At 32.5% G+C, this 6,389-nt stretch carries 6 protein-coding genes; 1 reads left to right on the plus strand and 5 read right to left on the minus strand.

Annotated elements, in window-relative coordinates:
• The 5 genes from QZZ23_RS09530 to QZZ23_RS09545 form a co-directional block, all read right to left on the minus strand.
• On the minus strand, positions 1-1,085 hold a 1,085-nt coding region (locus QZZ23_RS09530; RefSeq protein ID WP_292469356.1), incomplete at its 3' end, for a family 16 glycosylhydrolase.
• Positions 1,086-1,742: 657 nt separating this feature from the next.
• A complete protein-coding gene (locus tag QZZ23_RS09535; protein WP_292469359.1) occupies positions 1,743-2,747 on the minus strand; it encodes a glycoside hydrolase family 16 protein in 1,005 nt (334 codons plus the stop codon).
• Between the two features lie 119 nt (positions 2,748-2,866).
• Entirely contained in the window at positions 2,867-4,072 is a 1,206-nt protein-coding gene (locus QZZ23_RS09540; RefSeq protein ID WP_292469361.1) for a glycosyltransferase family 2 protein, read from the minus strand.
• A gap of 2 nt (positions 4,073-4,074) precedes the next feature.
• Complete coding sequence (locus QZZ23_RS14705; protein WP_366931337.1) at positions 4,075-4,569, minus strand: hypothetical protein; 495 nt, start codon at positions 4,567-4,569, stop codon at positions 4,075-4,077.
• Positions 4,566-4,961: a hypothetical protein gene (locus QZZ23_RS09545; RefSeq protein WP_292469364.1), complete on the minus strand. Its 396-nt coding sequence runs from the start codon at positions 4,959-4,961 to the stop codon at positions 4,566-4,568. The genes QZZ23_RS14705 and QZZ23_RS09545 overlap by 4 nt, the downstream gene beginning before the upstream one ends.
• A 565-nt stretch (positions 4,962-5,526) precedes the next feature.
• Here QZZ23_RS09545 and QZZ23_RS09550 point away from each other — a divergent pair.
• Positions 5,527-6,389: PKD domain-containing protein (locus QZZ23_RS09550; protein WP_292469367.1), on the plus strand; the 863-nt coding region annotated here is incomplete at its 3' end.

Below are 6,389 nucleotides of genomic sequence, written 5' to 3' on the forward strand. Positions count from 1 at the left end.
GTATCATCTACAGGTGTATCATCTACAGGTGTATCATCTACAGGTGTATCATCTAGTTTAATCCAATCAACAAGAAGATACTGATTGGATGTTTGTTTCGTACCTTCTAACCACTGTGGATACAAGGTATGTACCATTAAGTGCATAGAATTCGTGGTCATTCCATCTGTCCATGTTTGTAACAGTTTGTCGTCAACATAGAAGTTTAGAACACCTTGTTCAAATTCAAACTTATAGTCATGGTAATCATCTGTTGGGTCAAAGCCCATATTCTTAGTCACCGAATGCTGCATTTTACCATTTGCATATGTTGTGAAGGCTACATTACCTGAATTATCATTGTATACAACTATATCTATTTCATTGTAAAAGTCAGGACCCAAGTACATAAAGAAACCTGTGATTGATGACGGTGCGTTTGGAAGTTTCATCCTTGCACTATATGTACCATATTTGTAAAGATCTACAGATTGAATCTCTCCACCATTGAGCGTGTTTGCAGGAAGTTTAATTCTCAAGTTTCCATTGTTTACATCAACATTAGCTGGGTCTAATGTACTACGTCCTAATATAAATGAAGATTTCATCCAATTATTTGAATTAAAACTATCAAAATTATCTATAAAACTAAATTCTACAGGTGTATCTTCTATAGGTGTATCTTCTAGTTCATTTATAATAGTAAATGCTCTATTTTTCTCAGCAGATGTTAATTTTGTTGTACCGTTTCTTTTGTATATATTCATTACAATACTATATTCACCTGCTAGTGCATCATCTGGAACTGTCCAGGTGTTCGTAACAGTTGTTGTTCTTCTTCGAGATACTCTTACTGGTTCCAATGGTGTATCATACCATTTTCCATTTTCATCTTGAACGCTATAACTAACCCAATATGTCCATGTATATGTGCCAGTATTCTTGAAACTCAGCGAAGATGTCACTGAATCTCCTGGGTAATATGTGCCTGATGCTGGATTGAAATATGTAATTCTTGCGTCAACTGAAGAAGCTGCAGCTGCTGATGAAAACAAACAAAGCAAAAGAAGTGTAACTGCTATTATTAAAAAGCTTTTTTTCATCATATCTATTTCTCCCTTTTGACCGCATTATTCATGTCTGCAATACATCTACCATGCCAGTTCTGAATTGGTTGCAATTTTTTTTTCAAACAAATCTCTCCTATAATTAAACCCCCAATAATAGAGGTAGCATCTAATTATGATTGCATCTCTATTATAATTGCACATGTATAGTTATATATTATATAAATCATGCGCTATACTTATATAAAAGTTTCATGTAACCGGAGGTAATCTTTCGAGATCAAAACAAAAAAATTAATATTATATAATTCAGGGTATTAAAATAAATGATTGCTCTACGTATATAAATTTAAATTGAAAATGGATTTGAAACCTTCTATTTTCAAAATTAAATAAATATATACTTACCCAGACATTTCAGTAGGCATCATTAAATAAATTGTTAAAAGCAGATGACTTTTATGAAATTGGTGTTCTATAGAGGGCTTTTTTTACAAAAAGATTTATTTGATATCTTTACATCAGAAAATGCCTAATATTATTTTAAAAGTCGGTTTGTATATTTATTTTTTAAGGTAATACTATAAATATAATAAGAGTATTCGAATCAAACTAATTGTATAACCTCATCAAATTCCGAGTTATTGCCGAAAACATTGGATCAAATATAGCACTTAAATCATTATTTTAATGTCCCTAGTGTTGAATCCAATCAATGAGGGTATACTTATTTGATGTTGTTTTTATGCCTTGTAGCCATTGTGGATACCAAGTATTCACCACAAGCTTCATCGGGTTCGTGGTAATTCCATCTGTCCAACACTGCATCATCTGGCCGTCGACAAAGAAACTCAAGTTTCCTGGATAGAAATCAAATCTATATTCATGGAAATCAGTCGTAGGATCAAAACCAAGCTTCTTGGTAACAATGTGTTGTTTACTTCCATTTGCATAAGTAGTAAACATTATATTACCATTAGGCTTATTGTATATCTCGACATCAATTTCGTTGTAGTAATCTGGACCCATGTATAAGAATAAACCTGTAATTGATGACGGTGCATTTGGAAGTTTAATTCTCGCACGATAGGTACCATACTTATAAAAATTCATGGATTCAATCTCTCCACCATTGAGAGTATTTGCAGGAATTTTAATCCTCAAGTTTCCATTGCTTATGTCGACATTATCTGAATCGAGATAGCTGCGCTCCAAACGGTAAGATGATTTTAACCATCTATTTGTGTCGAAAGAAGAAAAATTATCAACAAAATTAAAAGCTTGAAATGCGTCATTCTTTTCAATATTTGCTAGTTTAATAGCAGTTGCATCTTCTGGTTTGGTTTTCCACACAGCCATTACTACTTTGTAGCTACCTGTTGTTAACAACGAATCTGATGGCACATACCAGGTTTTACTCTGTGTACTTGATACCTCTCCAGGAGTCAGTGTGACCGAATGAGGAGGTATATCGTACCAACTTCCAGCACTATCCTGAATACTGTATCCCACCCAGAAAGTCCAATCTTCATTACCAGTGTTCTTGAAATTTAGAGAAGATATCACTGCATCCCCTGGATAATATGTCCCAGATGCTGGACTGAAGGATATAACATCTGCGCTTACAGAAGGCGTAGTTTCCAATGCTAAAGAAAAAAACAAAATAATGATAACGACTAATAAATAACGTTTTTTTTGCATATCTTTATGTTCCTTCTTTTTGACATATCATTCATTTCTGCATATATCATTCCAAATATTATCGCAAATCATTGACATAATTATTTGTTGGAACCGCTCCCACATCGCTTTCAATTTTTTTATAAATCAACATATTTAAGTGTGTTCTTACCCAATCTATCTATTTTGTTCCATGAAGTCTTTTTACCTATCATGTAATCTATAAATGCTTTTAAGGTGATGAGATTGATAATGTGTCTATATATTAAGACCTGAAATGGCCAATAAAATAATAATTTTTTATCTTCGTGATCTATTTGAATAACATATAAAGTCAATATGCTTTGTATAACTATTATTGTAAATATTAAAGGTAGTAAATAATATGAATAGCCGTAAAAAATCATTATTATTATAAGGTAGAATATTGCTAATGTAAGAAAAATATTAACCACAATCGAGTATATTATATAAGGTAGGCCTATTAACCCTAATTCTTTACCAGAGTTATAATTAAATAGAATACTCTTATATTTAGTGATAACTTCAAATGTGCCATAAGTCCACCTATATCTTTGTTTAAAAAAGTCTTTATAACTCTCAGGTGCTTCTGTGTACGCAATTGCTTCTCCCGCATACTCAATTTTGTATCCTTTTTTACTAATAGCAATAGTTAAATCCATGTCTTCTACAATTGTATCTAATGAATAACCACCAACTTCCAGGATTATATCTTTTCTAAATGCGCCGATAGCACCTGGTATTACTGGCACACAGTTTAAATTTGTAAACATTCGTCGGTACAAATTTAATCCTATAATATATTCAAGCGCCTGATTTTTTGTTAGAACTTTTTTTCTATTAACTACTTTTACATTACCAGCAACAGCAGCAATTTTAGGATCTGAAAAAGGTTCCAGTAATTTTGATAATCTATCGTTTAAAAATATTGAATCGGCATCTACACAAACTACAATATTACCTCGAGAATGCTTAATTCCAAAATTTAAAGCACTAGCTTTTCCACCATTTGATTTTGCTAATACTACTACCTTTTTGTAATGGAGCAAAGATTTTGCAACATCGAGAGTTCTATCTTTACTTCCGTCATCAACAATTATAATTTCATATTTATCATATGTTTGGTTTACTAAACTGTCAATACAATTTTTTAAAGTAAGCTCTTCGTTATAACTGGGGACAATGATTGAAACAAAATCATTGCCTTCATATTTTTTATGAAATGAATTTGTATAGTGTCGTGCAGAACAAATGAAATACACAACTGTTTCAAATGTAAATAGATATGCAAAAATAATTAAAGTTAGACTTATAAAAGTTGTCATATTTACAAATCCCTCTTTAATTTGATATATCCAGAAATATTAAGAAATATTAGTAATAGCAATACCGTAAAAATCAATAGAAATACCTGGCCCACTGTATCATGAAAAAGAATCATCGTATGTATATTTGCGTAAATCCCTATGGTTAGACCCATGATTATTCTTGCAATGTTTGCGAGGTAGATAAGTGACACTAATAAAAGAGATACCAATCTATGTTTTAAGCTAATATTTGGCATCATGAAAATTGTCAATATAAATATTGAAATAAACATGAAGCCCGTACATTCAAAGGATATAAGAATTGGAACTATATGATCATTCATCTTCAGGAATAATATATTTTCTGCGGTGACTGGGGTTATCTCAATAAAGTAGCTTAAAGAAGTTGCTACGTATTGGCTAGTTAATTCAGAAAAAAAACGATTTTCAAAATGCATGAGGATGGTAAAAGTTAATATAATTAATATTATGATTTTTTCTATACAGTTTTTCATGGAAACCTCAATGCAATTCTATTTGAGATGTAATACATGATTCCTATTAATCCCACTATTAACAGAAGGTTTATTGGCATTGGAATTTTACTGTCATTGAAAGCATCGTAATCAGATATAGTACCTCCGTCCATTTGGATATTAGTCGAAATATTTACTATTTCTTCAGATGTATGCCAGGATTGCGCGACATACCAAAAAGTACCATTGATACCAGTTGCTACTGGGATATTGTAATATTCTGAAAGCTCTAGGTCTATTTGAGTACCATTTGGAGGAACGATACTAATATCAATAGTTTGAGCCGATTCATTCATAGTGTCAGAAATAACTACATTTATATTTAAAAAAACTATGAAAAACACTATGAAATAGATGATTGATTTATACATAACTACTCCCCACTCCTTGCTTTTAAATATGATAGTCATTCATAGCCTTAGCTAGCTCACGCATATTGTCAAAAGCAATTACATTTATGCTAACAAATACTGCCTAAAAGAATGAATGCTTTCTAATCCTACCTATACGACTACCCCCGATCTCTTGTTGGAACTCATTTGTTTGATGTTTTTTAAATTTAATGATGAGATATCATGTCAATTGTGCATTGTTGCCAATAACAATGAATTTAACAGGTTTCAGTTCATTAAGTTGCAGGAATCTTATTTGTGAAGGTCCCTTTTACTGTGCACTTTATCCTCTTATTGTTTTCTTTGTTTTATTGCTATTTAAGCTTTTATATTTGGTTAGGCCCTCATAATTATACTAATACTCAGAAAACACTATCAGCAAATCATTTATAAAATTCAAATAGGAAGGCATAAATAACAATCAATTCTAACTTATGATTATTTATTGTGCACAATTACACAATATTAATAATATTATAATTCTCATAATATTTCATTGTCTGTGTATTGTGGAGTGGGTATGATTAGGTATGCGAGTGGTACAATGAAAAAAATGATATTACTTCTAGCAATGATAGTTTTTGTTACTTATTCAGGTAGTATGGTATCTGCTGAGCAGCTTCTTAAAGAAAACAACATTCAAGGAGGCATTCAAGTAACCTTCGTAGGAAATGGAGCTGTTGATGATGATACCGCAAATTTTCTCCAATCAGCAGATGATAAAGGATTAAGTTCAAATACTGGATTTTCATCTAAAACCCAGATAAGTGCAACTAGTTCAAGTAAATACTCCACAAAAACACCGGTGTTAAATGCTGCACCTGTGGCCAGCATTGATTATATCACTCCAAATCCTGCAACAAAGGGTAGTTCTGTAACTTTTAGAGGGAGCGGAACTGATGACGGCTCAATAAGAATTTATCTCTGGAAATTAGATGGCAAAATATTAAGTACAAGAGCAAGGTTTAGCACTTCATCTATTGCTGCTGGAGATCACACTATTACATTAACAGTCCGGGACAATTCCTGGAAGTGGTCTGAAGAAGTAACTACGACCCTGACAGTTATTGATTCAAATGTTGCACCTGTGGCCAGCATTGATTCTATCACTCCAAATCCTGCAACAAAGGGTAGTTCTGTAACTTTTAGAGGGAGCGGAACTGATGACGGCTCAATAAGAATTTATCTCTGGAAATTAGATGGCAAAATATTAAGTACAAGAGCAAGGTTTAGCACTTCATCTATTGCTGCTGGAGATCACACTATTACATTAACAGTCCGGGACAATTCCTGGAAGTGGTCTGAAGAAGTAACTACGACCCTGACAGTTATTGATTCAAATGTTGCACCTGTGGCCAGCATTGATTCTATCACTCCAAATCCTGCAACAAAGGGTAGTTCTGTAAC

The sequence above is a fragment of the Methanolobus sp. genome, from assembly GCF_016278385.1.
Taxonomy (GTDB): domain Archaea; phylum Halobacteriota; class Methanosarcinia; order Methanosarcinales; family Methanosarcinaceae; genus Methanolobus.

Excerpts from the sequence above, each read along its gene's own strand:
- QZZ23_RS09545 (WP_292469364.1), bottom strand. The coding sequence starts at position 4,961 with ATGTATAAATCAATCATCTATTTCATAGTGTTTTTCATAGTTTTTTTA.
- QZZ23_RS09535 (WP_292469359.1), bottom strand. The coding sequence starts at position 2,747 with ATGCAAAAAAAACGTTATTTATTAGTCGTTATCATTATTTTGTTTTTT.
- QZZ23_RS14705 (WP_366931337.1), bottom strand. The coding sequence starts at position 4,569 with ATGAAAAACTGTATAGAAAAAATCATAATATTAATTATATTAACTTTT.
- QZZ23_RS09540 (WP_292469361.1), bottom strand. The coding sequence starts at position 4,072 with ATGACAACTTTTATAAGTCTAACTTTAATTATTTTTGCATATCTATTT.